This is a genomic window from Telluria sp. LT2P80 (assembly GCF_059685955.1).
This window is the reverse complement of the sequence record NZ_JCASIO010000014.1, coordinates 1-26,188: the sequence shown is the minus strand read 5'-3', so window position 1 is coordinate 26,188 and position 26,188 is coordinate 1. Positions and strand designations below refer to the sequence as shown.

25 protein-coding genes and 1 pseudogene are annotated in these 26,188 nt (G+C 55.8%); 14 read left to right on the top strand and 12 right to left on the bottom strand.

Translation table 11 applies throughout. From position 1 onward, the window contains the following. Window position 1 precedes the first annotated feature (1 nt). Complete coding sequence (gmtZ, locus tag AC56LW_RS22920; RefSeq protein ID WP_499637976.1) at window positions 2-2,590, top strand: gamma-mobile-trio integrase GmtZ; 2,589 nt, start codon at window positions 2-4, stop codon at window positions 2,588-2,590. Beyond that, window positions 2,587-3,267 carry a gamma-mobile-trio protein GmtX gene (gmtX, locus tag AC56LW_RS22915; protein WP_499637974.1) on the top strand — a complete coding sequence of 227 codons (681 nt, stop codon included), beginning with the start codon at window positions 2,587-2,589 and terminating at the stop codon, window positions 3,265-3,267. Before gmtZ ends, gmtX begins: the two co-directional genes overlap by 4 nt. 311 nt (window positions 3,268-3,578) lie before the next feature. On the opposite strand, the gene AC56LW_RS22910 is transcribed toward gmtX, so the two are convergent. Both AC56LW_RS22910 and AC56LW_RS22905 read right to left on the bottom strand, forming a co-directional pair. Then, entirely contained in the window at window positions 3,579-4,385 is an 807-nt protein-coding gene (locus AC56LW_RS22910; protein ID WP_499637972.1) for a DUF1173 family protein, read from the bottom strand. Then, on the bottom strand, window positions 4,385-4,588 hold the full coding sequence (locus tag AC56LW_RS22905; RefSeq protein ID WP_499637970.1) for a hypothetical protein: 204 nt from the start codon (window positions 4,586-4,588) through the stop codon (window positions 4,385-4,387). The genes AC56LW_RS22910 and AC56LW_RS22905 overlap by 1 nt, the downstream gene beginning before the upstream one ends. A gap of 198 nt (window positions 4,589-4,786) precedes the next feature. Between AC56LW_RS22905 and AC56LW_RS22900 the strand changes: the two genes are divergently transcribed. Next, on the top strand, window positions 4,787-5,128 hold the full coding sequence (locus tag AC56LW_RS22900; protein ID WP_499561100.1) for a TraR/DksA C4-type zinc finger protein: 342 nt from the start codon (window positions 4,787-4,789) through the stop codon (window positions 5,126-5,128). A 573-nt stretch (window positions 5,129-5,701) separates the two neighbouring features. Here the strand turns inward: AC56LW_RS22900 and AC56LW_RS22895 are convergent. Beyond that, window positions 5,702-6,928 carry an integrase domain-containing protein gene (locus AC56LW_RS22895; RefSeq protein WP_499637967.1) on the bottom strand — a complete coding sequence of 409 codons (1,227 nt, stop codon included), beginning with the start codon at window positions 6,926-6,928 and terminating at the stop codon, window positions 5,702-5,704. 1,039 nt (window positions 6,929-7,967) lie between these two features. Between AC56LW_RS22895 and AC56LW_RS22890 the strand changes: the two genes are divergently transcribed. The 4 genes from AC56LW_RS22890 to AC56LW_RS22875 all read left to right on the top strand — a co-directional run bounded on the left by AC56LW_RS22890 (window position 7,968) and on the right by AC56LW_RS22875 (window position 10,171). Then, the gene (locus AC56LW_RS22890) at window positions 7,968-8,336 is read left to right on the top strand and encodes a hypothetical protein (protein WP_499637964.1); all 369 of its coding nucleotides are present in this window, start codon (window positions 7,968-7,970) and stop codon (window positions 8,334-8,336) included. Window positions 8,337-8,345: 9 nt separating this feature from the next. Further along, on the top strand, window positions 8,346-9,065 hold the full coding sequence (locus tag AC56LW_RS22885; protein WP_499560855.1) for a nucleotide-binding protein: 720 nt from the start codon (window positions 8,346-8,348) through the stop codon (window positions 9,063-9,065). Between the two features lie 2 nt (window positions 9,066-9,067). Beyond that, window positions 9,068-9,679, top strand: a complete 612-nt coding sequence (locus AC56LW_RS22880) for a hypothetical protein (RefSeq protein ID WP_499560857.1) — start codon at window positions 9,068-9,070, stop codon at window positions 9,677-9,679. A 75-nt stretch (window positions 9,680-9,754) separates the two neighbouring features. Further along, the gene (locus AC56LW_RS22875; RefSeq protein ID WP_499560859.1) at window positions 9,755-10,171 is read left to right on the top strand and encodes a hypothetical protein; all 417 of its coding nucleotides are present in this window, start codon (window positions 9,755-9,757) and stop codon (window positions 10,169-10,171) included. Window positions 10,172-10,234: 63 nt separating this feature from the next. On the opposite strand, the gene AC56LW_RS22870 is transcribed toward AC56LW_RS22875, so the two are convergent. The 4 genes from AC56LW_RS22870 to AC56LW_RS22855 all read right to left on the bottom strand — a co-directional run bounded on the left by AC56LW_RS22870 (window position 10,235) and on the right by AC56LW_RS22855 (window position 11,731). Next, the gene (locus tag AC56LW_RS22870; protein ID WP_499560861.1) at window positions 10,235-10,705 is read right to left on the bottom strand and encodes a lytic transglycosylase domain-containing protein; all 471 of its coding nucleotides are present in this window, start codon (window positions 10,703-10,705) and stop codon (window positions 10,235-10,237) included. 44 nt (window positions 10,706-10,749) lie between these two features. Then, a complete protein-coding gene (locus tag AC56LW_RS22865) occupies window positions 10,750-11,124 on the bottom strand; it encodes a DsbC family protein (RefSeq protein WP_499638013.1) in 375 nt (124 codons plus the stop codon). Further along, on the bottom strand, window positions 11,091-11,426 hold the full coding sequence (locus AC56LW_RS22860; RefSeq protein ID WP_499637962.1) for a disulfide isomerase DsbC N-terminal domain-containing protein: 336 nt from the start codon (window positions 11,424-11,426) through the stop codon (window positions 11,091-11,093). Before AC56LW_RS22860 ends, AC56LW_RS22865 begins: the two co-directional genes overlap by 34 nt. Window positions 11,427-11,527: 101 nt before the next feature. Further along, window positions 11,528-11,731 (bottom strand): hypothetical protein, encoded by a 204-nt coding sequence (locus AC56LW_RS22855; RefSeq protein WP_499560865.1) that lies wholly within the window; start codon window positions 11,729-11,731, stop codon window positions 11,528-11,530. 255 nt (window positions 11,732-11,986) lie between these two features. On the opposite strand from AC56LW_RS22855, the gene AC56LW_RS22850 reads away from it, so the two are divergent. Further along, window positions 11,987-13,042, top strand: a complete 1,056-nt coding sequence (locus AC56LW_RS22850) for a CAP domain-containing protein (RefSeq protein ID WP_499560867.1) — start codon at window positions 11,987-11,989, stop codon at window positions 13,040-13,042. Between the two features lie 88 nt (window positions 13,043-13,130). Here the strand turns inward: AC56LW_RS22850 and AC56LW_RS22845 are convergent. Continuing rightward, window positions 13,131-13,451 (bottom strand): annotated as a pseudogene (locus tag AC56LW_RS22845) (transposase); the annotation flags it as partial. A 1,233-nt stretch (window positions 13,452-14,684) separates the two neighbouring features. On the opposite strand from AC56LW_RS22845, the gene AC56LW_RS22840 reads away from it, so the two are divergent. The 6 genes from AC56LW_RS22840 to AC56LW_RS22815 all read left to right on the top strand — a co-directional run bounded on the left by AC56LW_RS22840 (window position 14,685) and on the right by AC56LW_RS22815 (window position 20,911). After that, window positions 14,685-15,773, top strand: coding sequence for a tyrosine-type recombinase/integrase (locus AC56LW_RS22840; RefSeq protein ID WP_499637960.1), 1,089 nt, complete (start codon window positions 14,685-14,687; stop codon window positions 15,771-15,773). Continuing rightward, window positions 15,760-16,623 (top strand): hypothetical protein, encoded by an 864-nt coding sequence (locus AC56LW_RS22835; RefSeq protein ID WP_499637957.1) that lies wholly within the window; start codon window positions 15,760-15,762, stop codon window positions 16,621-16,623. Before AC56LW_RS22840 ends, AC56LW_RS22835 begins: the two co-directional genes overlap by 14 nt. Before the next feature lie 303 nt (window positions 16,624-16,926). Beyond that, window positions 16,927-18,000 (top strand): ParA family protein, encoded by a 1,074-nt coding sequence (locus AC56LW_RS22830; protein ID WP_499637955.1) that lies wholly within the window; start codon window positions 16,927-16,929, stop codon window positions 17,998-18,000. After that, entirely contained in the window at window positions 17,997-19,196 is a 1,200-nt protein-coding gene (locus AC56LW_RS22825; RefSeq protein WP_499637953.1) for a ParB/RepB/Spo0J family partition protein, read from the top strand. The genes AC56LW_RS22830 and AC56LW_RS22825 overlap by 4 nt, the downstream gene beginning before the upstream one ends. Beyond that, a complete protein-coding gene (locus tag AC56LW_RS22820; protein ID WP_499637950.1) occupies window positions 19,193-19,603 on the top strand; it encodes a hypothetical protein in 411 nt (136 codons plus the stop codon). The genes AC56LW_RS22825 and AC56LW_RS22820 overlap by 4 nt, the downstream gene beginning before the upstream one ends. A gap of 237 nt (window positions 19,604-19,840) precedes the next feature. Then, the gene (locus AC56LW_RS22815) at window positions 19,841-20,911 is read left to right on the top strand and encodes a hypothetical protein (RefSeq protein ID WP_499637947.1); all 1,071 of its coding nucleotides are present in this window, start codon (window positions 19,841-19,843) and stop codon (window positions 20,909-20,911) included. 1,001 nt (window positions 20,912-21,912) lie between these two features. Here AC56LW_RS22815 and parM read toward each other — a convergent pair. The 4 genes from parM to AC56LW_RS22795 all read right to left on the bottom strand — a co-directional run bounded on the left by parM (window position 21,913) and on the right by AC56LW_RS22795 (window position 26,089). Then, complete coding sequence (gene parM, locus AC56LW_RS22810; RefSeq protein WP_499637944.1) at window positions 21,913-22,902, bottom strand: plasmid segregation protein ParM domain-containing protein; 990 nt, start codon at window positions 22,900-22,902, stop codon at window positions 21,913-21,915. 436 nt (window positions 22,903-23,338) lie between these two features. Beyond that, on the bottom strand, window positions 23,339-24,010 hold the full coding sequence (locus AC56LW_RS22805) for a hypothetical protein (RefSeq protein ID WP_499637942.1): 672 nt from the start codon (window positions 24,008-24,010) through the stop codon (window positions 23,339-23,341). 832 nt (window positions 24,011-24,842) lie between these two features. Continuing rightward, window positions 24,843-25,706: an IS3 family transposase gene (locus AC56LW_RS22800; RefSeq protein WP_499638010.1), complete on the bottom strand. Its 864-nt coding sequence runs from the start codon at window positions 25,704-25,706 to the stop codon at window positions 24,843-24,845. Further along, on the bottom strand, window positions 25,679-26,089 hold the full coding sequence (locus AC56LW_RS22795; protein ID WP_499638007.1) for a transposase: 411 nt from the start codon (window positions 26,087-26,089) through the stop codon (window positions 25,679-25,681). Before AC56LW_RS22795 ends, AC56LW_RS22800 begins: the two co-directional genes overlap by 28 nt. Window positions 26,090-26,188: the final 99 nt, after the last annotated feature.

Genomic DNA, 26,188 nt, shown 5'->3' with positions numbered 1-26,188 from the left:
CATGACTCAAGAGATAACAACGACTAAGCCCAAGGCTTCTGCCGCTTCGGCCCCGAAGGTGAAAGGGGTGAAGCGAGATACTGACACGTCCCTCGGGTGGGTTGAGCGTGAGCATCCGCAACTGGCTGCCTGGCGTGCCTTGGCCGTGGAATGGCTCAAAGGGGAAACACGTGGGGTCGGTGGGAGGCTCCTTGCCTTTGTGGCCTTCTTCGAGCGCTACCTCATCAAGCAGGGACTGCCGACAGACCCGGCGGCGTTCCTGGCACGCAGCACGGTCGTGCCCGACTTCTACCGCACAGCCTGCCCGGATTCAAAGCACGGCACCTATTACAACAATCATATCCACGCCTTCCTGCAATTCGTGCTGCTGCGCGAGTTCAGCGAAGCGGCCGATGACGGCAAGCTGGTGGTATCGCCGGCCTTCGGTAACCCGGTGCCACGGATGTCCAGCGATGGCCTACCCACGCGTGACGAGAGCGTGTATTCGCCCTTGCCATACGGATATATCGACGAACTGCGGCGCAGGCTTGCCGCGGGCCCGAACTTCCAGGATTGGCACTGGGCGCAAAGCGCCTTGGGCAGGGAATTCGGCAAGGGCGGGCCCGACTGGTTCGAGGTCACCGAGGCGAAAATAGACCTGAACGACCAGGATTGCGTGTGGCGCAGGCGCGTAACGAGCAAAGGTATTCTTCTTCAGATGTGGAGCCCGGTGCGCTGGGTTGCGCTGCTCGTGAAGCTCATCCTGCCGCTGCGCACCTTCCAAGTCCGCATGCTCGACTCGGGCGAAGCTGATACCTGGCGCTATGCGGCGGGCGCTTGGGCGTTGAACCAGAGCCGGCTTGCGCAAGGCAGCGAACGCCGCCCCCTCCAGCAGGGAGTGCTGCGCCGCAGCAACCTGCTCAATGATGGCGAGGCCGTCCCGACCGTGCTCTACGTCAACACCAACAAGACTGCCGACATTGCCAAGTCAGGTCCCGACAAGGGCTACGTGCTGCCTTTGTCCTCTGGAGGGCCAGTGTATCAGGACGTTTTCCATTGGCTGGAGAAGCTGCGGAACTGGCAGGAAAAGTACAATCCCATCTCACGACGCACGTCTTGGACGGAATTGGATGGCCGCCACCTCAACGCAAAGAGCGAGGTGCAACTCGCGAGCTATCCGGATGTCTGCTTCCTCTTTAGGTTGCCGGAGGCGCGCGACGGCGAGCGTCATCTCACCCTATCGGATGGACTGATGGTCACAGGCTGGTTCCGATTGCTTGAAGCCCTGGAAGTGCAGCTAGCTGAGCGAGGTGAATCGCATGGCAACGGCTCACCGATTCGCTTCCTGCCACCGTTGGAACAGCAGAATTCAGGTCAGACAACTCTATTCCCCTTACATAGCTTGCGCGTCTCACTCATCACTGCGCTGGGCCTGGAAGGACAGGTGCCATTCCCTGTCCTGCAGAAGCTCGTCGGCCATAGCCGCCTGCTAATGACCCTGTACTACACCAAGCCCGGCGCGACCCACATCCGCGGCGTACTGCTCGGTGCGGCGGAGCGGCTGGAGGCGAAAAAAGAAGCGAGCATCCAGAACTTCCTTCTGGACACCGCACACGACGATCTGCTGCAAAAAGCAATATGCAACAGTGTTCCTAGCCTTGCCGCCGCCGTTCCGCAGCATCCGGCCGCGCGTAATCCTGTGGGCTGGATGCCAATGCACCACGGAATGTGCCTGGTCGGTGGCAACACCAGCGAGAGCGAGGACAACGGCTCGGTGGGCGGCTGCTATAACGGTGGAGTAAATATAGGCTCTCCTTCCATTCCGAAGTACCAAGCGGTTCCAGGCGGGAGCCGCAACTGCGTGCGTTGTCGCTGGTTCGTGACAGAACCGCACCACCTGCCTGCGCTGGCAGCCCACTTCAACACCCTGGCCTATCACTTCGACGATGCACGCAATGTCTGCCTTACGCGAGAAGGGGAACTGCAGGAGCTGAAGAAGCAGAAGCTGGACGCGGAGATCGCGGGGCAACCGTTCGCTCGCCAAGACTCTTACCGACAGGCCGAGCGGGTATGGGAAAGCGCGATGAAGCGTTTCAGCGACCTGGCCGAAGACTTGGTGGCCTGCTGGCGTCTCATCGAGCGTTGCAAGGCGGCGTTCCAAGCCCCGCTGGGCGACAGTACCAAGTTGGTCACTCCTGGTGCTGTGGGCGATGTGCAGGTCGCCTTTGAAGAGACAGAGTCGGAGCTACTCCAGTTGGCTGGTGTCTGCGACAGCGTCGAGGTCTATCCCGACCTGGAGCCAGGCAAGGCGGTCTTCCGCCGTAGTCAGCTCCTCGATGCCGTTCTCTACCGCGACAACCTGCCACCCGTGTTCATGCTCCTGAGCGAACAGGAACAACTTCTCGCCGGCAACGCCTTCATGCGAAGGCTTGCATTGCAGATTGATCATTCTAATCCCGCTCTAGGCCAGAGGGAAGTGATTCGCCTGATGGACGCTGGCACGCGCCTCAGCCAGCACTTCGATATGGACCTTGCGCTGCTGCTGCCCACCGACCGCCCCATCCAGGCGTTCCCCATCGGACGGCACACCCTGACGGGAACTGAAGCATGAACGGCATGACGGACATCCACCCGGACGCCGTGCTGGCATCGCTGCTTGACAAGGGCGCTCGCTCGAACCGGAGGGCAAACCTGACGAAGATCCACGAGCTTTGTCGCAAGCAGCACGCAACTGGCTCACGCGACTTCTCGCTGCCGGCGATTGGCCGTTTGGCTGAAGCCGAAGGCATCCTGAAGGGCCGAGCGCTCTACAACGCCCCGTCGGCCGACTATCGTGCGCTCATCGTGGCCTGGGCAGCCTATGCAGGCCCCGCTTTGCCCAAAACGCCTAAAACCATGGCGACTCACGACTACTTGATGCGCATTGACGACCCAGCCATCCGCTCCATCATGCAGGCCACCATTGCGGAGCGCGACAAGCTAAAAGCGCAGCTCAACGTGCTGAAAGCCAACACGCACGTGACCGTGGACCGACGTCCGCAGGGCGCAATGGTTTCCACTGCTCCTGGAACACAGCCAGCAATGGTCTTGGCCGTCTCGGCGCAGCTGACGGCGTCCGAGCGCGAAGCCTTGCAGAAGGCCGTGTCGGCCAGCTACCTTGAAGAACGCGGCTGGAAGGAAGGCAGCCACGGCGAAATCGTCAACGAGCGCGGACGGCACGTGTTGGAGGTGGGCTTCGCTAGTGCTGTCCGCAAGGTACTTGGTGATGCTATTCCCAGGCCACCATGAAAAAAGCACCGACGTTGCGGTCGGCGCTCGGGAGTTACGATGCATTACGATGCATTACGATGTATTTTACATAATAATGCATCATCAATAAAAGTCAGCTCTAACAGCGCTTTACGCTTCTTTGCTTAAATCCTATGTATGTTTAGGGTATAAGTCCGCAGTGTCGGGCTTTTTTCTATGTGTGCACGAGGCCAATAGTTGAAAAGACGGATCATGGGGGTGTATCGCATCTTGGGAGTAACTTGCAAGTAGTCGGGCAAGGAACCGGGCTTCGTTTTCCAGATTCTATTGCAGTTGCTTCCCTGGCGCTGCTAATCAGCCTTGTCGCCGTATTTCCCACTTGATCCACGCGCAGGTGGGAATGAGGGCACGTTCGACACGTTGCCGCCATGGGAAGCCGCATCCCAAATCCACCACCCTGATTTTCCGTATTGTTCGTCGTAGTGCGCGCTCTTCTCTTCTTTGCGCTGGAGGTACCGCGCGTCGTCACGACCAAAGACCTCCATTGGTACTTCCCGAAGCGTATCCGTCAAAATAAAGTCCGGCAGCACCAGGTCGGTGCTGGCCTGGTAGCACAGTGGTTTCATGAATGAGCGGCCCTGCATCACCAGGAAATCGGCCACTATGCGTTCACAACTCGACTCTACTGGAAAGAACTCGGCCGTAATACTCATGAGCGCCATGTCGATAACGAAGGCATACACGCCCTTTCCGCCCTGTCTCAGTTCTACCTGCGCGATCGCAACTGGTCCACGTCCGCCGCGCCACGCCGCTATTGCATTCGGGAACCGTCGGACAGTGCTGTCCCACAGGCCATTCTGCATGAACGTCATAGGAATCCCGTGGAAGCCTCCAATCTTCAACTGTCGAGCCATTGCATCAAAGTGCTCCTGCGTGAAACTGGCCAGCGGTGCGATTACAAGCATTCGATGTTTGGCCTGCAACGCCAAAGCAGCGCGCGTGCGATTGCGCTCCGCCTCACGTGCATCCGCACCAAATGCCGGCAACAGCAACTGGTCGACCAGCTTTACCTGCCCCCCCAGACATTGTCGGCTGCATTGTTGATCCACCTGTAGGACAGCGAGGCCCTTCGCTTTCCCGCGAACGCTGGCTTCCACTAGTTCAGGCCGGCTTCTTCCCACAGATAGTAGAGCAACCCGAGCAGCTTCATTGACGACTGCTTGACCGAAGGAACGCTGTCCGTTGGCGCCCCGGTGGGTCCGGCCGGCCCGGCAGCATCACCACGCTCGAGCATCCCGATTTCCAGGCGGATCTTGACTGAGCCATCGGGTTGCTGATCGATTACTCCGAAGTTATCCACGCCTCCGCGACTCTGCGCAGGATTCGCGCGTAGTACTGGCAATCAGCAGCATGCTGCCCTCCGATCAGACTGAATCGTGCGAGCGAGAATAGATCACTCCCCTCGTGATATTTCACCGTTAGGCGCCTCGAACCTTTTCCCTTGCATCCGCAGCGCAAATCTGCGCGGTCGTAGGCTGTTTTCAATACGGATTGCCAGCTGTGCGAGGCGCAGAAGCGATGCTTCCACGGATTGCTGATGGCCCTTGAAGAGTCGCTACAGTCCAGGGCCAAGTTGTCCGCGGCCGAGATCAGGGACAGCAACGCGGGTGCGGATCCGATCGATCGTGCAAGCGCCGAGGAAGAGCACCAACTCGCGATTGCTGCGCGGGTTCGTGACGCGGCGCAGCTGCTCGACGTTCGCGCAGCGCTCAAGCGGATCGAGGCTGACGAGTTTGGATGGTGCGCCGAAACAGGCGAGATGATCGGCGTTGGCCGCCTACTCATCTGTCCAACGACGACACTCTGCGTCGAAGCGCGAGAGCAAGAAAACTCGCTATAAGAGCTGATATGTATATGTTCACTCACGAGGCGGTGCAACCAGACAATCCGCACTACAATCCCACACTACTTCTGGATACCCTCATGCAACTGCTGGGTGCCCGTAACGATCGGCAGCTCGCGACGAGACTTGACGTTAATCCCTAGCAAATTTGCAAGGTCCGGAAGTGTCGGCTTTCCGTGGCGCCGGCCTTGCTTATTAGTATGCACGAGGAGACTGGCCTGCCCCTGCCGCTGCCCCTGTCCCTGCGCCAGTTGCGGGCTCTGATGGGCGACTATCGCGAGCATACCGGCGCCAGTTCCAAGCACCCTGCCGTGCCGCAGCTTCAATATTTCAATGGTATCCGCGCATTTCAGGCGCTACAGTCACAAATAAATGGGACTGGTAGCCTTGAAGCATGAAGGCCCTAGTCAACCCCGGCTAGCGAATGCTGACCAACGCGCAAATCAGCCTCAAGGACGCGCAGAGCGCCACGACCGACCGGCTAACCTCTCATACCCTACTGAGTGACTGTAACTGAATCAAGCAAGAAGAAAAATGCCTGGTCAACCCCAGGCATTTTTGCTTGAGGCCTTAACGAGCGGTAGCGAAATGATTGGCGGCCGCTTCGAGAGCCGCGATGTTATGCACTCCCGGCACCAGCCAATTCGTGCAATGCCGGCTGCTGTGATGCTCCCACAGCGCTTGCGTCACACTCGGCTCGACAAATGCGCTGGCCGTCATCAGTTCCGCGGTAAGACGAATGCAATCATTCATCCGATCCTGCGGAACGCTTTTCAGCTTCTCCGCAGGAATCAATGGGACGGCAGCCGAGATAGCATCCTTAGTACGGCCTGGAGCGTCATGACCATTGTCTCGCCCGAAAGTGCCGTAATAAGCACCGGTTACGCTCTTTCGGGAGTGGCCAAGCAATTCGCTCACCTGGACTCGTTTGACGTCTAGAACCTCTCTGGGCATCTGTCCGCCCGACCCGCCCAGCGTAGGCGGAATCATGTCGGCAATTAGAGCAGCGTTCTCAGCATACTGCGCGCGCAGTCCATGACCTGTGCAATTGCTTGCCTGCTTTGTTATTCCGATTTTGGCCAGCATCTTATTCCATTTCGCAAGTGAATATTTCAGACTGGCTTTACTGCCATCGCATTGCGTGAGCCAACCCATTCGTTCGTTCGGCTTTAGCAAAGCCTTGACATGGTCGAGCACTTTTCGCTGTTCGTTGGTATCGATATAAATATCGCGTGGGCGGCCACCCTTAGTTTTATAGGCCGCAAACTTGTTCACGCGATCTACCTTCCATGGAACGCATTGAACGACTTCCATACGGCGCAGACCAAATGCGACTGCCATTCTAAGCATCACCCCGAATCGCCAATCTATGGCATCGGCCTCGCGTACCTTCTCGGCTACGTCAATTCCATTGGCAGCCCAGCTTTTGCTTTTCTCCGCGGTGGTCTTCACACGCAATTCTTCCCGAGGGACATCAGGCAGGTAATGCGCCGCATCCTTCACCATTTCGCCTTTTCCGATCCAGCGGCAGAAGATGCGCAGCTGAGACAGGTTCCCTTGGAGTGTCTTTGGCTTGTATCCATTCTCGTGCCAAAAATTGCACAGCGCCTGAATGTGCTTCTCCCCTAAGTTTTCCGGGTTTTGGAGGCGAAACCCAAGTTTGACCAAGCGGGCGAAACTCGCATGCAATGAATCACGGGCAGCTTCGCTTGTTCGATCGCTGGCGACCGAGCCATTTACGCGCGTCCCAGCATGCTTCGCCAGAATAGCGTCCAGTTGTGTTTTGAGCGAGTCCATTGATATCTCCAGTCTAAGAAAAAGATGCGTTCGGGAAGCCGCATCTCATTGCGCATTTCGCTACGCACAAGGAGATACGGAATATTAACAAAATACTAATTATTAATTATTGCCGGGGAGAGGGACCCAAACGTAAGAACCTTGATTTCGCCTTGTCTCCCCTCTTGGCAAAGAGACAATACGCCGGCACCTTTCGGTTACCGATCGCCTGACTTGCTGCTGCCAGGCCCTGAACTCTCACGTGGTTTCTCACGTAGCGCTTCCCGCCCGTAGGCAGGTCTGTGGTGGCGCTCGCACCCGATGGTCTTACTCACACCCGTAGGTGCCGCGGAGGCTGCATTAGCACCGGCCACAGGGCCAGCGATTCATGCGTCGGGGAGCATTCCCGATATCCGCCTTTCTTCGTCTCTTGATATTGATGCGGTCCAGACCCGGACCATGGGCGCAGCTGCTGTCGAGCTGCTGTTGCTAGAACACTGAGAACCCTTGAAATGTGCCTCCCAAGTGAGTGGCAGTTCCAATCTGTGGGAAATCTGTGTTCCTAAATGTCTCGAAACGCTGATGTAGCCTAGCTTTCGTCGACACTCTGTGTTCCACCGTATTTCCTGCACTGTGCCAAAAAAAAGTGGCAAGAGAGCCACGGGCGTACAAGGATATGGAGGGATTGCCTTATTAGTGCCAGGCCGAACTTCCCTGGTCAGGAGATGTGCCGCTAAGGCGGCGTACTAATTGGTGCTTTTCGATTCAACAGAACGGAAAAGGGGAGGTTTACAACAATGCCGCATAGCGACGAAAGGAATTCTATAGGTAGCGGCGACGAAAGTGCAAGCTAATCCTTGCGAAAAACATGGCGCTTTCGTCGTAAAGTCATATCGTTCGCTGTGTAAAGTAGCAACCAATCCGTATATAGCACTAAGGTAGCAATGCGATAGCGTCGGTATGGCATCTTGGGAGCATTGGGGTAGCATTGAGATAGCATTTTCAATTCTGTGCCCCACAACGTCATCGTTCAAATCAAGCAGCTTAACGGCATCAAATAATGACACGTCTTTCCATTTCTCTAACTAAACCATTGCCGAAGGTGAAATCAAAATCTGCAGAAATCACCGATCTGCTCCCGGAGATTGAGGCAGCCCTCTCGGCTGGGCACAGCCATACAGCAATTTTCGAAAACATCAAAAATACGATAGGACTCGACCTTACATTTGGATATTACAAAAATACAATACACCGGATCAGACGGAGACGCGATGTGAAGAATATAACTGTAGAAGTTCCTCTACCACTCTATAGATCGAAGCAGGTTAAGGGTGCCGTAGGGTCCGTCAAAGTAGTACCAACCATCGCCGCGCCAATGAGTAAAGCGCAAAAGATTTTACTCGGGCCGATAGACGATTTTTTTTCATAAGGATGAGCAATGAATACTATTCACTTCGTAATGATGGGCAAAGGCGGCGTCGGTAAGTCACTAATCGCCGTGACGTTGGCGCAGTATTTGGCTAAGCTAGAACGTCCTTTGAATTGCGTCGACCTCGATCCGACCAGTCCAACCTTCAAGCAGTTCGGCGCTCTTAATGTCGAGCACATCAGCATTGCCGACAACGAAGCCAATATTGACCCAACTCGTTTCGATGTCTTGATGGAAAATATTTTGAAGTCGGACACGGATTGGGTAATCGACACTGGCGCACCTACGTTTTTGCCGCTGGTGAATTACCTTGCCGCGAACGAAGTGTTCTCATTCCTGGTCGAGTCGGGCCGCCGCGTCGTAATTCACTCGCCACTTGTTGGTGGCGTTGCAATGCATGAGACCGTCAGCGGACTAAAGGCACTCCTGCAAATGAGCGATTGTCCGATCGTGGTTTGGGAAAATGAATTTTTTGGCCCTGTTGCCTTGAACGGGAAGCGCTTCCTCCAAACTACCGGGTACGAGCAGTTTAAAAGCCGTGTGCTTGGCGTAGTGTTACTGGAGAAGAAAGATCACAAAACTGCGGAAGCCGATTTGCGTTCGATGCATGCCCGCCGATTGACTTGGAACGAAGCAGATGAGGACGACGGATTTATGACGATGCAACGTAACCGCCTGAAGATCATGCGTCGCGATATCGATGGCCAACTCGACAAGATCGATCTGTAACGATGGGTGATCTCGCGATCCGCAAAGCGATCGTCCTAGAGCTGTTCACAGCGACTGGCGAAAGCATTCCAGAAGACGATCCCATCGTCACGGGGGCAATCCTTTTTTCCCACAAGCTTAATGAGGTTGCCCGCCTGTCGGCGGAGGAAATGCAATCGGCTGGTAGGCTCGCAGCTGCCGCAGTGGATGAAGCCGGACGTAATGCCTCGCTGGTTCTCACCCAGGCCGGCGAGCGCTGCGCTTCCGAATCACTTGCGGTCGCTGCGAGAGCGGATGCCGCAGCACGCGCTGCAGCGGTGCAGCTCGAACTCCAAACGGCTGAGCGAGCCCATTTGTTGAAGGCCATCGACGCTCAGGTATCTAAGAGTGTGAAACTCGCGAACGCTAGCATGTCGGGTCCTGCCGTCCTCCGATACGTTCCTGCGTGGTATGCGGTTGTCGGTGCGTTGATTGGAGCGGTGGCGCTGGCGGCAGCGTGGAAGATTGGAATTGATCAGGGAACAGCCCGCTCTGAAGAGGCGGCAGTAGGCCGGGCATTCTCGCGTGTCGTCCCGTCACTTGATCCAAAGCTACGCGAGCATTTGATGGAACATCTGAGGAAGAGAGCTGGATAACCCTGGCGTCGCAAACCCGACTTGGGCCGCCACTTTCCGTTGCTACTCTTGGCTTAACCACCGAAGGAGTACAGCATGTTTAACCGGAAGTCCAACAACGCCGACATCCACCAGCATGATTTGGCCCGCCGCGACCGCGCCACCTTGCTCAGTTCCCTACACGCTGGCTGTGCGCCGGAGGCGCCAGCCACTACCTCGAGCGGTTGGGGCGCCGACGTCGCTAAGATAAACCCACGCTTGGTTCAGGCATACCTTGCTGGTACGGGTGATCTCCGCGCTACCTGGTGGAACCTATACAGCTCGGTCTACATGGCCACAGTGCCGGGCGCTACGCTTGAACTTGCGATGATTTCATTCCATCGCCTTTACCATGCGCTGACTCTTTCCAGACTCGGTTTTGCGCAGTCGGTAGCGAGAGCAGCTGCAGATATCGAGGAGAAAGGTGTGCTTGTAGCTGCCTATAATTCGGTACTGCGAGAGATGAAACGCTAGAGCGCGTGTAGGAATACAGAACGGAAAACACGCTGTCTTCCCTTTTTTCGTCGTAGTATTTGCCTACCGGGGAATGATGCCCCGCTCAATCCAGAAGTTGATAATGTGCTGGATCTTTGCAGCATAAGCATCACGTTTGCTCGGGGTCTTTCTGTGATAGGTTCCGATCCCCTGCCAGTCATTACCCCGTTCATTGATCCTGTTTCGTAGGTGCCAAGCTCCCAAAAATACAAACTTGCAACCATCGCGCATGTCGCCGGTGCTAACGTCGTACCGAGCAAGGTCTGGCCCGTGCACGCTGTTAATTCCCATCATGCCTTCGTCTACCAACCCGTCTATATTGCGCGGGTGCTTGGCGGCTGGATTGAAATTGGATTCGACTGCAGCAATCGCGCGAAGAATCCACGGGTTGACATTGTAAAACCGGGCTGCGTCGTCGAAAGAGTCGGCCGCCGCAGGGATCGGGGCAAGAAGCGCCAACACCAGGGCGGCACCGGCGGTGAACGTTGGATGTATGTTGCGGTCGGAGAGCATTGCTTCTTCGGGCGGGAGCTTAATGCGTTATTTCTTGACTTGGCCTAGATGACGTTGGCCGTGACGTAGCCAGGTGTCTTGCTGTTGTCCGGGAAGAAAACGGCCGGTGTGCCAGTAATGCGCTGCTTCTCTTGCAGCGCGGTGTTGCGCTCGAATGGGGTTTCGCAACGCCCTGCCGGCGCTGCCGGTAGCGGCGCCTTACCGGTCATGAAACCATTGCAAGCAGCAGACTGGTCCTTCGCGCACCAAATCGCAGTGGACTTAACCATCGAATCGGACTCCAGGATCGGGATCAGGAAAGTGTATATCGTCACGTTGTCCAGCTTTTCCACCTCGGTCATCTGCTTGCGGCAGAAACTGCAGTTGGGGTCTTCAAACGTGGCGATTACACGCGACCCGTTACCCTTGACCATCTTGATGATGTCTTGAAAGGCAGGCCCTTAAAAACAAACTTGCTGAATTCCTGTAGTCGCTTTTCGGTCAGGTTGACTTTTGTGGCAGTGGCCACAATTAGACCGAAGCTCACGAACGAAGCCGTTTTGTCGGTGTAGACAATGCCTGGGTGCGTAAGCACTTCGTATAGTCCTGCGTGAGCAGAAGGCATGACCTTCTCGACCATCTTGGGTCCAAGAATTGGTTCTAGCTTAGGAGCGAGCTGCTGGGTTAGCGTACCAGGCGCTGCGTGCGCGGGGAAGACCGTAGCTACGCTGCCGATCAACATGGCCACTGCCGACACGCTATACAAAAGGGGCATACGCATACTCGGAATCTCTCAATAAAAAAAGGCCTGCGCGTTTCGGCGCAGGCCTTGGTACAGCTGGATTAACGCACTTCGACGAGGATGTTCACGGAAGTACCGTTCGCATCACTGTAGCTGAAGAATTTTTGTGCGCCACCGCCGATGCTGAATTCCGCAATCGTTCCGAGCGTTACCGTCACCGCGGAACCCGCATCCGTGAACAGGGCGACTCCAGGTTTTTCGTTGACTGTGTTACCGCTGCCACCACCACGCGCGGAGACTGCCAAAGCGGTTGTAACAGCTGCTGCAATGGCAGCTCATCGGGTTGCGGTTGAAATGATGGTACGGCTCATCAGGACACTCCAATCGGAGAGGATATGCTGCACTGTCCCAATATCGAAGGTTTCTCAGTTCATGAAAGCGGCTCAGAAATCGATGGGATTTCCGGCTCAATTGTCGGCTTGCATGTATCGGAAGCTGCCATATCATGGTTATAAGTTTCATCAAAGAAACGTACTCAACTTCTCACTAAAGGCAAGACCATGATGAAATTCAAAACTTCCGTTACCGCTGTCGCTATCGCTCTGACCCTCGTTGCGTGCGGTGGCGGCGGTGGAAGCAACGCTCCTGTGACTCCTCCGGTTGCGGTGATCCCTCCTGTGTGGACGCCTGCGCCAGCGCCGGTTCCGACGGTTACGCCTTCGGACATTCAAACCAGTGTCCCGGCTTTTTCCTATGCAGTTGCAAGCGAGGAGTACGTTTTCGTCACCGCGCTCAACGAATTCCGCTCTGATATCGGCCTAGGCTTGTTGGCGCAAAACACGTTGCTGGATACCGTAGCGGCGAAGCACTTGGACTACGTTCTTAAGAATGACATTCTGAACGGCGGCACTGTCAACATGCGTACCAATGACGCAGCAACTGGTCGGTCAATGTTCCACATCGAGCAGGGAGACAAACTGCTGTTCACTGGTATTCAGGAACTCGATCGTGCAAAGTTCGCTGGTTACGCCGGCTCCTATGTTGGCGAGGAACTTGCCTTCGCCGGCGGTAGGGGAGCCCAAGTAGCTTTTGATGGACTCGCTTCGACCGTGTATCACCGCGCAGGACTCATGATGCAAAGCGTCAATGATATCGGCGTCGCTGTTGGTAAAGACCGTTCGCAAACGGTAGTGATGGAAATAGGCACCACTAAGGCGCAGAGGCAAGCGGGCGATTTCGTCGGCTTGTGCCCTGCAGCAAACCAAACTGCCGTCGGACTGCATGCGGGCGTCGAAACTCCGAACCCATTCCCAGAGCTGTCGACGGCCAATGCCGACTTTCCGACCAAAACAGGTTATCCAGTTAGCGTCCTTGGCAAAGAAGGAGCGACTGTTGAAGTCGTCACCTTCACGCTCACGGAGGCTGGCGCGGCCGAGCCAATGGATGCTCGTATCGTGACCAAGGACAACGATCCTAACCGCTATCTGTCGTCAAACGTCGCGTTTTTAATCGCTAAATCGCCGCTGAAAGCAGGCACGGTTTATACCGCCAAATTCTCAGGCCGCGTCAACAACGTGGTAGTTAACAAAGAGTGGAAATTCACGACTCGTTCATGAGTGAATCTTTGCACGACGCGCAAATAGCCAGGTAGAGCGGCAGCAACAAAAGAAAACGCCCGGAGTTATCCGGGCGTTTTTCATTACGAAGGTGGACCTTGCGCCACTGGCGACGATAGTCGGCCCCATGCTTTTTGGTCTTCCACTCGCCTTCCCCCAGCATCTTGATGCCCGGCTGTCGATCAGGAGGTGCAATCCCGTTGTCGTCGGCTGCACTCCGACCGTCACCGAAAGATACTTCTGGCGCCGGCTAATGGTACTGAAGTCGGGTACCTGCCGGTCCAGGCCAGCAAGCTTGAACAGGCTTTGCGCCATGCCCATCGCCTGGCGCAGGGCCAAGTTGAACAAGCCCTTGATCGTCGCCAAGCAGAACTAGGATCGCCGCCTTACTGTACTTCGGGCGCCGGCCCCCGCGTGCCACTGGAACATGCACTACTCCTAATAAATTCCGAGTAGCGGGTTAAAAAAGGAGTCGGTGACTGGGGCGTCACTTGTCTATGCGTACATAGAGAAGCGGTAGCGGGTACAAAAATGCCGGATGCCGACAGCGTTAATTTAAGCAACTTTCTTGACCTATCTAGCATGTCGTTGTGGAATATCACGAGCAGCTAAAACTCGACCCCGTTTTTGCTGCACGTGTCCCCGTGATTCTTGCGTTAACAACGACTTAGCCGGTGGCAATGATGGACACTGTGTCCATCGTGTGAGATCAGAGCGATGGGACTTTCACCCTTTGGCCGGTTCAGTCCGGCTTACAAAGCTAGTTGTAGTGTCGTTGATATATCGGACAGGAAGCCGGCGGAAAAAATAGCCAGGACGGAGAAGCCAATTCGCTGGACCTTCCGAGTTTCGAGCAACGTGACGTCGCCGTGGTTGATCACTAGGGCACAGAAGAGCAAATAGCTATCTATGACGCTGCCGGTAATGCCCCTGATAAGGCCTTCGACGTGGGCGAAAGCGGTCCCTTTTTGCAGATCGAATGCGCCTCGGGATGGCAATGAGTGTGCCGACGCCGAAGTAGAAATTTAGATGGACGCTCTTGAGGAACAACTTCATTTCAGATTTCCTGATTCCAGTAGGGATCATATTCGCGGTGAGGTTGCGAGAGATGCCGCGCAAGGTGGATACCGTGCCGGTTGTTCTGGCCGTTGCAACAAAACGAGACCTGCCAACATCTAACGATATATCTTGCTGAAAAGCAACGACTAACTCAAATTCGGTCTAATGTTGGCCAGCTTTCAACCAGCGCGTGTGGAGATAATCGGAGTAAAATTCGGTTGCCATCACCGCAGACGGGTGAGAAGGCAGCATGAAAAGTAATAAACCCACCGTTAGAAACCGTATTTGTTCCCCTCCAGACACACCTCGAGCGTCAGCCGCATTTGAAACTAACGCACAGAAGAAGTTGGATCAAAGCATCCCTCCAGACACGCTACGGACTATTCAAGCTCAGCCGTTCGCCTGCTCGCCCCTCGTCAGGTGCTAAAAAAGTGAAGAGAACAAAAAGAACAAAGAGAATCCAGAGAGCCCCCTCGGCCACGGGCCGAAGCCACCGGCATTCGCGTCTCCTTGGGGTCAAGCAACTTGTCTGTCTGTTAGTTTCAGTTATGGTATACTTGGCGAACTCCACACCGAAAAAACCATGACGGTTCGCGCCTTCGGCGCCCTCCGTCCGGCCGCCGCGGTGAGCGCAAATAACAAGGTGCCTATGCCTAATCTGAAATCGTGGGACGACGATCCCCTTGCCGCCTTCACGGCCTTCGTCACGACACCAGCTTTCGCCAGCACCAGCCGGCGACTTGGCGAGGCCGAGCCCGAGGCTATCTCCACGAAGTCGGCCGAGATCTACATTTTCATGTTCCGCAAGTTCACGGCCTGGCTCGCTGGCCAGAACCGCCGCTTCTCGCAAGTCGAGGAACGCGACCTGGTGCGCTTCATCAGCCAGCTGCGCCGGCGCGGCGAGCAAAACAGCGGGATCACCGAACGGTATCTGCGTCTTCTCGAACGCTGCTTCAGCCACCTGCAGATCACGCCGAACCCGGCAACGTTGGCCACCAAGCTCGCCACGGAGAACCACTATCTCGCTCAGAACGTCGGCACCGAAGCACTCGACCCGGAGCAGGTCGACGCGTTTGTAGCCGCCCTGCCCCCGCGCGAGCCGCCAGGCCCGAATCGGCCGGGACGACTACCCAAAGCGTGGAAGCGCCGGCGCGACCACGCCGTACAGGCGACGCTGCTGTTCGGAGGCCTGAAGGTAGCCGAAGCGATCGGGCTGCACCTGGGCGAGGTGGAAGATTCGTTCGCCCCTCTACCGATCCGGCTGAAAATCAATCCAGAAGACAAACATGCCACCAGCTACGAGCACGAAACCATCGTGCACGGCTACGGCGCGGACGCCCTGCGCTACTGGCTCATCGAACGGCTGGCCGAGGACTGCAAGGGCCAGCGCCTGATCAAAGGGGACCTGGTATTCCCCGGCGACGCCGAGGGCAAGCCGATGTCCAAGGTAACGCTCTGGCGGCAAGTGAAGGCGACGTTCGCCCGGGCCGGCATCGACGTCAACCGGAGCGGCGGCCGCACCTTGCGAAACACGTTCGCCGCGCAACAATTGAAGGAGCACGGCCGCACGAAAAACGACGTCATAGGCTATCTCGGCCTGGCGCTGGAACGATCAGCCGAAATCTACGAAACCGCCAAGCCAAGGAAGAAAAAGTCCGATGAAGCTCTCTGAAATCACCAGCATCCTGGCTACGGCCGGGTTGCCGGCGCTCTCTCGCGACCAGCTGCTCGAGCTGGCAGGCTCAGGCGGGGGCAAACGGTTTGAAGCGGCGCTCATCGCTTTCGGCGCCGGCGATCGCCAGCAGCGCGACGAGCTCGAGGCGACCGTGCGCGTGCTCGATGCGAAGACCCGGTCGACCATGCAGCGCATCGGTGGCCAGCTGCCGATCGACCAGCTCGTCACGCTCGCGTGCAAGGAGCAGCGTCGGTTCTTCGACGCGATCGACGCGATCGCCATGCGCACGCCACGGGCCGCGGCCGCCCAAAATTATCTGGCCGGACTGGGCGCAGCAGCTGCGGTGTCCGACCATACGCCGGCACCAGTGGCGGATCCACCGTACTACAGCTTTAAAATATTTTCGTCGACAGCGGCGCTCTGCATCGCAGAGGCCACCACCAGGGCCGAGCGCAAGCACACGATCAACATCGAGGGCGCCGTGGCGCTCGCCGGCGGCGGCGCCCGCAAGACGTTCGACTGGCCGAACAAGATTGTGGTCCAGCTCACCGTGCAGGAAGCCTACCAGGTGCTGGCTCTGCTGGAGAACAAGATCCGGTCGCTTCGCTTCGACGGTCACGGGCGCGAGCACGACAAATCGCTCCAGATCGAGTTTCAAGACTCGCACTACTATTTCCGGCTGATCCAGCGCGGCCGGCCCGCCGTGGCGGTCCAGGTGCGTGCGGTTGATTCTCTCCAGATTGTCTCGCTGATCTATAAGCAGCTTCTTCGGAACGAGCAGCATTTGCGCATCGATGACATTCGCGCCATGGTCGACCGCATGGCCCAGATGACCGCCGTACGATAAATGCGACTCCGTCGCGCGACCTCTGCCATTCGGTGCGCTCCGCTGCACGCGTGCCGGGCATTATGTGAATGCGTGCGATTTTTCGGCAGGAATCAATGCCACAGGCATAAATCTTGATGCTACAGTCCTTCCTCCGTGCTTTCGCACTTCGTCGTGTAGAAGTTCTACCCGACATTAGCTGGCGTCCGCTCGCTAGATCATTCAGCGCAACATCTTTACGATCAGGGTAGATTTTCACTGATTTTTCGTTGCAATGTTCCCTAGTCGATTGTATGATGCCTCAACATTACACATGGAGGCATTATGTCGACCCGCGAATTTACCGGTATGAAAGCGCGCATGGCGCAGGAGCTGTGTGGCTTCTCCGGGTCGCCGAAAGCTTTCCGCGAGCGCTTCGCCGTTGCGAACCAAGGGCAGTACCACCGCATTTATACGCCTGAAGACATTCGTCGCATTCGTATGATGATGCTCTCGCTTCCTCTCGACACGGTGCGCGCCAAAACACTCCCACCTATCCTCAACTTTAGGATGGCCAAAGGGGGCACTGGCAAGACGACGATCAGCGGAAATATCGCCTCTGCATTAGCGATGATGGGCCATAAGGTCTTGATGATCGACGGCGATCCCCAGGCCTCGTTGACCGGACTGTTCGGTATCGACTGGGTCACGGAAAACATTGTCCATATTGGCGAGCTGATGCGTCGTAGCGAACGTAAAGAGCCGGTTGATCTGAAAGCTGCAGTGTGGCCGATCTACCAGGGCAGCATGCTCGATATCATTCCTTCGGACATTACGCTCGCTGACACCGATTCGTGGCTGATGGGTTCGACCAACCGCGAATTTGTGTTCCAGCGCCTACTGGAAAAGCACGTCGAGTTCTTCGCCGAATACGACGTAATCGTGGTTGACTCCGCGCCTTCGACTTCGCTGCTCACGAACACCTTGATGACTGCCTGCAAAAAGCTGCTTGCTGTCGTGGTGCCGGAGGGCCCAAGTACCAAGGCGCTGGAAATCCTCGACTCGAATATCCAAGAACTGAACAACGCGTTCGTGAAGCAAGGTCTCAATCTGGACTTTCATGTGATCGTGAATCGCTACAACCAGACGAAGAAGCCGCATAACGATGAGCTGTCCCGCCTGGTGTCGAAATACCCGAACCAGCTTAACGACACGATCATCCGCGACTTCATCGGTTTCGTGCGGCAGACCGACTCATTTGACGAAAAAAACAATGGGCCGGTCCTTGAAAAGGAGCCGAATTCTGTCGGCGCACGCGACGTGCTCGACCTGACCAAGTCACTTATTCGGATGTTCGGTATCAAATTAGCTGACGTAAATAGCCTTGCACCATTGGCTAGCGTAGGGAGAGCTGCATGAGCGGTGGAAGCAACAGGAAGGCTGGTTTTAAAGTAAGCGGCCTGGTGGCATCAGGACGGGTGCAGGTTCGGGAGATAGGTGACCCGGCACCGGCGCCAGTCAACGAATCCGCGCCGCAGTCGGATGTAACGCTCGACCACTCAGCGCCCCCAGCTCCAGCTGGGGGTGCTCCGCACGAGGTCAGCGACGACGCTTCTACGAAACCGCATCAAGCCGGGGCCGAAGACGCAGCGTCTGCAACCGCAAGCGATACGCATGGTCCAGATGTTCCTGCAGCGGCTGAGCAGGGCCACTCGGACGCCAACGGCTCCGATACGCCAGCATCAATTACAACGCGCGCCAGCGCGAGCAATGTGGTGAGTGTTCCACTGTCGATGGTCGTGGATTCGCCGTATCAGCCGCGTCTCCAGTACGACCCCGAGGAAATCGATCAGCTCGCTGAAACGATGCGTGAGGCAACTCAGGGTGAGCCGATTCGCGTCCGTATGAAGAACGGGAAGTACGAGCTTATCTCTGGCCACCGTCGTGTGCGGGCAGCTCGTATCCTGGGCTGGACCCATATCGCTTCTTATGTCGAGGTGTTGAGTGACGTCGAAGCGCAAGCGAAGACGATGGTACTTGCCGTCGGCAGTGTCTCGCTGTCCGATTACGAGCTAGCCAAGATGTTCAACACTGCGATCGAGGACAAGCTGTGCAAGAACCAGCGCGCTGTTGCAAGTTACTTTGGCTTCGGCACGACGAAGGTTAACGGTTGCCTGGACATGCTTAAGCTGCCCCGCAGTATCGTGCGCTTTCTCGACGCCCGCCCTAAGCTGTTTGGGTATGAAACCGCTGTCGTTATAAAGAAACTGTACGCAGAGTATCCAGATAAGCTCGCGGAAATCGAACGCGGCGTTCAACGGCTTACAGAAGGTGCGACACAGGGGTCACTCAAGGCCTGGGTTCTTCAAGCAATCAAAGGTCAAGAGTCGAGTGCGGGCGCTGAACCAAACCTGATCACTCGCGGCCGTCGCTTGGTGTTCACGACGAAAGTGAACGCCGACAAGCGTGCCATCCTGGTCAACTGCAAGCTCCCGGATATGGATCTTGCCGCGCTGGAGAAGGACTTACAGGCATGGTTGGATGAGCGCGCACAGGTGTTAAGCCCTGATCTGCCGGACGACTCCAGCCCAGAAGCCACAGGCGCCAAGAAATGAACACTGCAGAGTACATGATGGTGGCTAGCACCCCCCTGCCCTCCCAGGCAACGTCGCCATGCGTGTTCTCTTGTTCGCGCGATAATACTAATACGAGCGCCAATGTTTTTTCTTCTCCAGCCAGACGCGGCGAAGAAAATTCAGATTCTGAATTTTTCATGCTCGGGCCAAATGCTCGCGCCAAGATTAAGAATCTGAATTTTTTTGACTTGGGCCTGTTTTCTGCCACAGAAAGTTCAGAATCTGAATTTTTGGGGAAAGCATCCAGGACGACGCAAGTAATTCAGAATCTGAATTATCTTCGCGAAACTAACCAAGGAATTGGCTTCACGCGAACCGCTGCCCGGTTCAGATTACCGATTTTCGGACCGAACAATGATGAGGGAGCTCAAGATGTGACGAGCTAAACAAAAAAACCCAGCCTGCAAGCTGGGTTTTTTCTTTTCAGTCCCGTGTTAGGAGCGGACCTACAGGTGATGTCTAGGAAACCTCATCTTAGCCCCCTCTAGCACGGTAGTCAAACACTTTTGAGGTGCGTGAGCACCCAGGAGCTGCTGTGCGCGCAAAATTTACATATCCGGCTAAGCCAGAGGTCACCTTGTTGTCTATTGGGTCCCTTTCCTTGCTTGTTGAAGGAGGTCAGGATGCCTGAGCTTACCTACAATGACACCCTGAGTGCATACGAGTCATATCCGAAAGCCATTCGCCCTTACCTTCTACGTGCGGATACGCATCCGCGAATCCGCGAGATTCTCTCCAAATCTCACTTACGTATCTTGATCGATCTGGTGAGCCGGGCCGGCATAAGGAACCCTGACAAGGAGATCAAGGTGAAGCTCGAGCGAGTCGCCAACGAGCTGTCCGTGGACCGTCGCACCGTAACCAGGGCGATCTCGACCTTCTTCAACCTTGGATGGCTGCATCCAAACCCTGGATACGATGGTCGTAATCGGCGCGGCCGCTTCGCCGCGCAACAGTACGTCATCAGCTCAAACCTCCGCGACCTGGTGGGCCTGCCATTGAAAAAGACGGTAGGAGCGTCGAACAAACCGGCAGAATCGACCGGCACTAGTCCGCCAGATGAGATGCCTTCTGACGACCCTGGAAGCGCGGCAGAAATGTCGCACGGCCTAATAGGTGTTAACAACTGCCTTTTAAAAAAAGAAGCTTCTTTTAACAAGGAAGCAGAAAAACCAGCCGGGTTGCCTGCTGACCTGCGACCGCTACAACGCGCACTGGGCATTGAACACAGAGGCATGTGTGCGCTGATGCGTCTGGCTAAGGAAATGGGACAGCGCCTCCAAGACGTATGGCAATGCAAAAACCATCTACTTACCGGCTCTGGCATGACTGGTGGTCGTGCCGTCAATTATCTAAAAGCCTTACTGCGTTCAGGCGATGACTTCGCATATCTCGCTAGGACGCGTTTTGCGGGCCCAGGAGCGTCGAACGGAAGTCCACGTGCACGGAACGGTCAACAGCAGGTGAAATCGCCTCCTAACGGTCGTGAGATCACCCAGGAGGATCTGCGTGCAATCGCCGTCAAGAGCCGTTTTAAGCGCTTCAGGCACATCAAGAAGGACATGATCGTTCGGATCTACGAGGACACTGCAGACGTGGTTCATGGCTCTGTACGTTCCTCCTACGATGAAACCCAAATGGAAGGGATCTACCGTGGAATTGCTGCGGGCAACCTTGTAGAGGCATTCGACTAGCGGATAAACGACTTCGGCAGGATTTATCCACCGCCTTGCGTATCCGGCCGGCGCGATAAAGCTGTGCCCCTGTAGGCCATGATGATGCTTGACGAGCCCAGGCAGGTAGCCTTTCGCCTGTCCACGGAGTCGTGATGGATAATTCAGATTCTGAATTTTTCGGCCTGTTTGCCTCCGCCCGCTCCTGGCTAACCGGCGGGGCCGATTCCGTTGGCGTGAGGTTCTGGATGCATACTGGCAAAAAATTCAGATTCTGAATTTTTCGACATCGACATCCTCGGTTATTCCTATTCAGTACTGTAGGCCAGGTGGTTGGCACCTCCTTGTCCTAGGTGCGCTCCACGAAAATTCAGATTCTGAATTTTTTTTGAGGCCTCAGCTTGACATGTAGAACAGGCATGCGCGTTCTGATTTTGAACTACGACCAGCTCGCGACTCGTACAGTTGATCGAACGGCGAATGGATAAAAATTCAGATTCTGAATTTTTTTGCGGTTAGCTTCGGGCTAGTCAAAAAAAAACGGCCCGAAGGCCGTTAGGATCACTCGCAGGTTTCGCCTAGCCGGACAAGCTACGCAGGTTAGCCAGTAGTGGCGACTCGCCGGTTTTCGCTTCACCTTTACTGTCGTGCGCTGGGTCACTGTCCTTCATCAGTTCGGAACTGGATGCTCGTACCGGTTGCGTTATCGCTTCTTCCGAAACCAGCGCGGGTGCAGAGTTGGAGCCCGCGGATGCGGCCGGTGCGGTACTTGTAGTGCTATCGAAGTCAGGTTGCATGTCCCATGCACGACCCGCTTGGCGCAGAACTTCGCCATCAAGGATGAATCCCGCCTGCTCACATGCAAAGCCTAACTCGATAAGGCGACGCAGCTCGGCGCTCTTGTCTATGTTCGGAAGCGACAGACGCTCAATTACCCGCGCTCCGACTGGCGTCGCACGAAGCGTTACCTTCTCCTGTCTAGAGGCCCGAGCCTGTGTGTCCTTCGTCATCGCTTCCTACCCCTATGCTGTCAGCGCTACCGAGCTACTGCGGCCCGCCTTGACCGGCTCGGCCTTCGGAACACTGCGCTCATCTGCGGAAACGACGAAGGTACCATATTTCCACATTCCTCTCGCGTTGGCATACTCGGGCTCTGGCGCGATCAGCCGCCGTCCCTTGTAGACGCTGGCAAATGCTTCCATGCCAAGCGCCGACTGAATTAGGGCTGTTCCGCCGCCAACAAACAAAATAGCGCCCAAATCCGATCCGTCGCCGACCTTGGAGACGAAGTAGTTCTGGACCTGTGCAAGGTAGTCGCGGCACGCTGCTTCGACGATCGAACTCACGTCTTTTTCCTCACCGAACAGCTCGTACTTCTTCGTGCGGCACGCTTCCTCGACATAAGGAGTCGGAGGGTTCGTGTTGAGCTGGAATTCCGACTTGATACGCTCACCAACCTTATCCAGCAGCTCGAGCACCCCAATGTTTGCGGTGCCGCTGCGGGCGCTGTACACGGACCGCACGTTCTCTGCGATTACCACGATGTCGAGGGTCTTGCCCCCCATGTCGACGACGCCGACCGGCCGTCGCGCAATTAACTTTTCTACCTCGGCATCGTACGACCAATCGGGCTGAATCAACGCATCGTAAAAAGCAGCGATAGCTTCGCTTACCACTCCCTGTTTGACGATCGTCGCCAGCCCTGGGCCAGTGCCGATCCGATGGACAGGCTTGGACAAGTTGTCGATTTTCGCGTCGATCATTTTGGTGTTCGGCGCCCCGTTTTGGTAATACTGGTCGACTGGCAACCCAGTCACTAAATAGATCGGCGTGTCTGCGAGTCCACAGTCGGCCAGCGCATGGTTGACCAAGGTGCGGTTCAGCGGGGAGAGTGCGTAGTTGTCCATGCGGGTGTCGAGGGAGCGCAGCAGGCTCTGACCGTCGGCGATGGTGAAACGATGCTCATCAGTGGCGTAAGCACCGCCGGCGCTTCCATTACGGCTTACAGCCATGACCTGCTCCAGCCCCTGGACTGCGCGGGACTTGTGATACCCATATTTAAAACGGCCTGTGGAGGCATCCCACCCAAGGCACGTTTTGTTCGTATCGTGTCCGTCGTCGCATCCGACTACCGGTAACGTCTTTGGCTGTTCATTCATACCCATCTCGATCCCTTGTTAGATGATGTTGTTCGCTGCTTGGCTCCAGCGACTCAGCTCGGTTCGCTGCACTAGTTACTTTACATCAACGCAATATAGCGTGCAAGCCTCATATGGTCCTTTTAGTCCCATATGAGGTCTAACGAGGACGGTATGTTCTTCAGATACTCAGCTTTCCTTCCTGCCTTTGTCCTGATATGTCCCAGTTGAGGTCATTTGTTTTGGCTTATGAGCAGACAAGAGACAAAAAAAACCGGCCGCCAGAGGGCGGCCGGTCAATGAGTTGGGACTAACTTTGAACTTCGGCAGACACGACCTGTTCTTCCGCCTTTTTCCAATTGAACGCAGCCATCAACAGTGCTACCTGAAGGCCGAACATCAAGTCTTCCATGGCGGTTGCAGAGGTGTACCAAGCTTCATTCGGAGCCTGTTTCGGCGTGCACATCATCCCGACGACGGACCCACATTCAATTGCGGCGCCGCTCGCATGCTGGCGTTCGTAAAACATGAACACAACGAGCACAAACTGCATGGAGAACGCGATGACGATTGCCTTAATCGGCCGATGGATGTTCTTTTCCACCCACGGGTTGACCAGAGGGGGGAAGAATAGTGCCAGGCCGAACACATAGAGGAGCTTGTTAACTATCCACAGGCCTACAACGAGATTCTCTGCAGGCTGCGGACGTCCAGAATCCCCAAACGCCATAGAGAAGGCATTTAGGAGCAGGAAAGCAACCATCACGTACGAAATCGCCACTTGTTCAGACCGATCTGACGTCAGGAAGATTGCAGCGCCAGCCACGAAGGTCATCACCAAGTACAGCTCCTGGAGCATTGGCGGCCCGCCTGCAAGTAAGTAGAGTAGGGCGGTAATAACGTAGGCCCATGCAACTATCTTCACGTCGGTCGTGTAGTTTTTCGGGGACGATGCGTTATCGGGATTTTCAAGTTTTTCCATCTTTTTCTTTCAGGATTAAGTTGTGGGAGCGGCTTCTTGTTCGGGGTGTCGGTGCATCGTCCATCACCTCTTAGTAGCGTATAGCAACGCATGGTGTCGAAAATCTTGCCGCTGACACAAAAAGCAATTTATTTGCGTTCCGAGTGCAAATACTTTGTGTTCACACTACGTCTTGAGGTTTTTGCGCCATAAGGTCATAGTCGTTAATCAATCTCAACGCCTCTTCTGGGGTTTGCGCAAAGCCGAGATTCGCAATCCACTCGTCATCCCCGGTATACCGCGCAAGCGCAAAGCGGAAGTACGGCACCTCTTCTGTGACGCGCGACAGTGCCCTGTCGACATAGTCGACCCTCAGCCGTAAGACCGTGCCGTCCGGCTGCACCTTGTCGAACGAGGGCGTTTCGTTGTGATGCCAGGACGTGTCTTCGAATCCTGCAGGCGGCTGGAAGTCGAGTTCAAAACCCGGGAAAGCGATTTTGCACAGCGGCTCGGTTTATCCTGTCCGCCTTCCGGCGCCGGCGATGGTTCTTTCATTGTGGTTCTCCTGGTTATTGGAAGAAGCGAGCTGGGAGGATCGTGACGAAGACCTCAGCCTTGCGGAGCAGGGGGGCCAGCGAGTTTGTGTATGTCCACCCGTAGGAGGTTTCGTTGCGGTAGACGGTCATGGGAAGGCAAAACTTATCCGCGTCGCGCATTGCGCTCAACCGTGCGGAGAGAAGGGGGACCTCGTCGCTATACACGGTAGCGGCGCGGCTCGTGTGCTCGGCAAAGCTGCTGACGAAGTTGAATCGCCCCGGGTTTGAACTGACCCCCGAGAGTTGGACGGTTAATTTTAGTTGCATGCTGCCTGAAGTCGATATTCCACCGGACTCATGCCCCTAAGCTTCAATTTGATGCGATGTCGGTTGTAGTAGTCGATATAACTCTTTAGCCCGGCATCCAGTTGCTCGACATCCTTGAACGCAGAGAGATGGAAATACTCGGCTTTCAGGGTCGCAAAGAAGCTCTCCATCGCCGCATTGTCGAAGCAATTTCCTTTTCTCGACATACTTTGCTTCATCCCGTAGCGAGCCAAGGCTGCCCTATACGGCTGCATTCGGTAGTGCCAGCCCTGGTCGGAATGGAGCAGAGGTCCGTCCATCCCGCTGCATTTCCTTGCGGCTTTCTTTAGCATGCTCATCACCAGGGAGAAATCAGGCCGACGACTGATCTCGTAAGCTACGATTTCTCCGTTGTAGAGGTCCATGACGGGAGACAGGTATAGCTTCTTCCCGGCGACACTGAACTCGGTTACGTCGGTGACCCACTTCTGGTTCGCTTGCGATGCCGTAAACCCGCGATTAAGGCAGTTAGGAACGGCCTGACCGAGTTCGCCCCTATAGGATCGAAACTTTTTCGGGCGCACACGCGACTTCATTCCCATGTCGCTCATGAGCCGCTGTACGGTCTTGTGGTTGACCACCCGGCCACCGCGACGGATAGCCGCCGTGACGCGACGATAGCCGTACAAGCCGCGATGTTCCGCATAGACAGCCCGAATCGATGCTTTGAGCTCATCATGCTTATCGGGCATAGCCAATGCCTTCACCTGATAGTAAAACGTACTACGCGGCAGTTGCGCAGCATGCAGCAAGTCGGGCAAGGCGAACTCACGCCTCAGCTCTAGCACTATTTGCGCCCTTTCTGCTGCGCTAATTTCTTTGCTAGAACCAAGGCACTGACTTTTTTTAAGTACGCAACCTCCGCGCGCAGCCGTTGATTCTCGCGCTGTAAGGACTCTGCCTGCTCTGGCGGCTCAGGCTCTGATGACCGAGGCGGGGTCTTTTTCTTTGTTGGCACCGAATTATCCAATGGGTGAATACGTTGCGGCGGATGAAGTTCTTCACGCTCATGCTGTTGCTGCCACCTCGTAATGCTATGTGGATTGCCGATATTGTACATAGCCGCCAGCTCGCGACAGGACAGGTTTTCAGCGGCGAGGCGGTGCAGCACTTCAAGCTTCAACTCAAAAGTGTAGCGGCCGCGCTGACGAACGAGGCCGGCGCTGCCATGATGCTGATACTGATCTTGCCCCGCTATTCCCGGACACAGTCTGATGCTTAGTTAGCGTCAGTTTCCAGAGCCTGACACGGTCGCTCTTTTCTAAACATTCGCGGCGATTTATAGCCCAGCGCCGAA

What these genes read in the sequence shown, in the direction of transcription:
- gmtZ (WP_499637976.1), top strand. Translation starts at nt 2, where the DNA reads ATGACTCAAGAGATAACAACGACTAAGCCCAAGGCTTCTGCCGCTTCG.
- gmtX (WP_499637974.1), top strand. Translation starts at nt 2,587, where the DNA reads ATGAACGGCATGACGGACATCCACCCGGACGCCGTGCTGGCATCGCTG.
- AC56LW_RS22895 (WP_499637967.1), bottom strand. Translation starts at nt 6,928, where the DNA reads ATGGACTCGCTCAAAACACAACTGGACGCTATTCTGGCGAAGCATGCT.
- AC56LW_RS22890 (WP_499637964.1), top strand. Translation starts at nt 7,968, where the DNA reads ATGACACGTCTTTCCATTTCTCTAACTAAACCATTGCCGAAGGTGAAA.
- AC56LW_RS22885 (WP_499560855.1), top strand. Translation starts at nt 8,346, where the DNA reads ATGAATACTATTCACTTCGTAATGATGGGCAAAGGCGGCGTCGGTAAG.
- AC56LW_RS22880 (WP_499560857.1), top strand. Translation starts at nt 9,068, where the DNA reads ATGGGTGATCTCGCGATCCGCAAAGCGATCGTCCTAGAGCTGTTCACA.
- AC56LW_RS22875 (WP_499560859.1), top strand. Translation starts at nt 9,755, where the DNA reads ATGTTTAACCGGAAGTCCAACAACGCCGACATCCACCAGCATGATTTG.
- AC56LW_RS22870 (WP_499560861.1), bottom strand. Translation starts at nt 10,705, where the DNA reads ATGCTCTCCGACCGCAACATACATCCAACGTTCACCGCCGGTGCCGCC.
- AC56LW_RS22860 (WP_499637962.1), bottom strand. Translation starts at nt 11,426, where the DNA reads ATGTTGATCGGCAGCGTAGCTACGGTCTTCCCCGCGCACGCAGCGCCT.
- AC56LW_RS22850 (WP_499560867.1), top strand. Translation starts at nt 11,987, where the DNA reads ATGATGAAATTCAAAACTTCCGTTACCGCTGTCGCTATCGCTCTGACC.
- AC56LW_RS22840 (WP_499637960.1), top strand. Translation starts at nt 14,685, where the DNA reads ATGACGGTTCGCGCCTTCGGCGCCCTCCGTCCGGCCGCCGCGGTGAGC.
- AC56LW_RS22835 (WP_499637957.1), top strand. Translation starts at nt 15,760, where the DNA reads ATGAAGCTCTCTGAAATCACCAGCATCCTGGCTACGGCCGGGTTGCCG.
- AC56LW_RS22830 (WP_499637955.1), top strand. Translation starts at nt 16,927, where the DNA reads ATGTCGACCCGCGAATTTACCGGTATGAAAGCGCGCATGGCGCAGGAG.
- AC56LW_RS22825 (WP_499637953.1), top strand. Translation starts at nt 17,997, where the DNA reads ATGAGCGGTGGAAGCAACAGGAAGGCTGGTTTTAAAGTAAGCGGCCTG.
- AC56LW_RS22820 (WP_499637950.1), top strand. Translation starts at nt 19,193, where the DNA reads ATGAACACTGCAGAGTACATGATGGTGGCTAGCACCCCCCTGCCCTCC.
- AC56LW_RS22815 (WP_499637947.1), top strand. Translation starts at nt 19,841, where the DNA reads ATGCCTGAGCTTACCTACAATGACACCCTGAGTGCATACGAGTCATAT.
- parM (WP_499637944.1), bottom strand. Translation starts at nt 22,902, where the DNA reads ATGGCTGTAAGCCGTAATGGAAGCGCCGGCGGTGCTTACGCCACTGAT.
- AC56LW_RS22805 (WP_499637942.1), bottom strand. Translation starts at nt 24,010, where the DNA reads ATGGAAAAACTTGAAAATCCCGATAACGCATCGTCCCCGAAAAACTAC.